At 63.2% G+C, this 2,037-nt stretch carries 2 protein-coding genes; both read left to right on the top strand.

What is annotated here, in order from left to right; translation table 11 throughout:
• Window positions 1–1,047: flagellar basal-body MS-ring/collar protein FliF (gene fliF, locus AC4FAH_RS13120; RefSeq protein ID WP_490246175.1), on the top strand; the 1,047-nt coding region annotated here is incomplete at its 5' end.
• On the top strand, window positions 1,040–2,037 hold a 998-nt coding region (gene fliG, locus AC4FAH_RS13125; RefSeq protein ID WP_176503331.1), incomplete at its 3' end, for a flagellar motor switch protein FliG. The genes fliF and fliG, both read left to right, overlap by 8 nt.

The following is a 2,037-nucleotide window of genomic DNA, read 5'->3' on the forward strand; positions in this document are numbered from 1 at the left end:
GCGCTGGAATATGCCCAGGCACTGGAGCGCAGCTATCAATCGCGCATCAATGCCCTGCTGACGCCACTGGTGGGACGCGACAACTTCCGCGCCGAGGTCAGCGCCCAGCTCGATTTCTCCCACGCCGAAGAGACCGAAGAGCACTACACGCCCAATCAGCAGCCGGGCAGCGCAGCGGTGCGCAGTGAACAGCTCAACAATACCGGCGCCGGCGAGATGCTCGGCATCGGCGGCGTGCCAGGCGCCCTCTCCAACACGCCCCCGGGGATTGCCGCCTCGCCCATCAATGCCGATGACGCGGCGAATGCTGACGGCACCACACAGACTGACGACGCGACCAGCGGCCTGAGCAACTATCAGCGCAGCAGCACCATCAACTATGAAGTCAACAAGCGCGTGCGCCACACCCGTGCGCGCCTGGGTCGCCTCGACAATCTCTCGGTGGCAGTGGTGATCAATCACCGTCGCATCATGGACAGTGACGGCAACCCGACCAGCGAACCGCTGGCAGACGACCAGCTGGCACAGATCGATTCGCTGGTGCGCGAGGCGATGGGCTTCAATGCCGAGCGTGGCGACAGCCTGAGCGTGGTCAATGCGCCCTTCATGACCGCTGAGCAGCAGAACGCCGGCCCGCCGCAGCAGTGGTGGGAGAAGTGGCTGAACAATCCCGAGATGCAGGCGCTGGCCATCGAGCTTGGCCGCTACCTGATCATCGGCTTCATCGCCTGGCTGCTGTATCGCAAGTTGCTGCGCCCGCTGTTGCAGCCGCTGCTGCGTCCGCAGGAAGCCTACCAGACCATCGGTCAGCCGCCCGGCACTCAGGCAGCCGGCAGCGCTGTGGGTGGCATCGGCGGCATGGAGTCAGGCCTGACGACGGCCAATGGTGAGCTGGGCAGCATGATGGCGAGTCAGACAGCACCGGCCAGTGGCCCGCGCACGCCGACCACCTATCAGCAGAACCTCAAGGATGCACGTGACATGGCCCGCGATGACCCGCGCATGGTCGCCATGATCCTCAAGAACTGGATGAGTCACCATGAGTAAGACACTGACAAGCATGGAACGCAGCGCGGCCCTGATCATGAGCCTCGACGAGGACAGCGCCGCAGAGGTCTTCAAGTTCCTGTCTGCCCAGGAGATCCAACGGCTCAGCGCGACGATGACCAACATGCCGCAGGTCACCCAGGAGCAGATGGCGAAGACGCTGGAGGAATTCCACGCCGACAGCGAGCAGTTCAGCGCCGTCAATCTGCTCTCTACCGACCATATCCGCTCGGTGCTGGTGAAGGCGCTGGGGCAGGAGCGCGCCAGCTCGCTGCTCGAAGACATCTACGAGAGCTCCGGTCAGAACAATGGCATCGAGACACTGAACCTGATGGAGCCGCCGCTGGTGGCCGAGATGATCCGCGACGAACACCCGCAGATCATCGCCACCATCATGGTGCATCTGGAGCGCCATCAGGCCTCGCAGATTCTCGAGCACTTCTCCGACACCCTGCGCAACGATGTGCTGCTGCGTATCGCCACCTTCAGTGGCGTGCAGCCGGCGGCCCTGCAGGAGCTGACCGAAGTGCTGAGCAACATGCTCAGTGGCCAGAACCTCAAGCGCAGCAAGATGGGCGGCATTCGTACCGCGGCCGAGATACTCAACCTGATGCCGGGACAGCAGGAAGAGCAGGTCCTCGAGGCGGTACGCAACCACGACGAGAGTCTGGCGCAGCAGATCATCGACGAGATGTTCGTGTTCGAGAACCTGGTCGGGCTCGAGGATCGCTCCATCCAGCTGCTGCTCAAGGAAATCGACAACGAGACGCTGGTCACGGCGCTCAAGGGATCCCCCGAGGCGATCATCCAGAAATTCCTGCAGAACATGTCGCAGCGTGCTGCCGAGATGCTGCGTGATGACATGGAGGCGCGCGGGCCGGTGCGCGTCACCCAAGTGGAAGCCGAGCAGAAGAGCATCCTGCAGACGGTGCGTCGACTGGCCGACAGCGGCGAGATCGTGATCAACAGCGGTGGCGAGGACTATGTCTA

The organism is Cobetia sp., assembly GCF_983723665.1.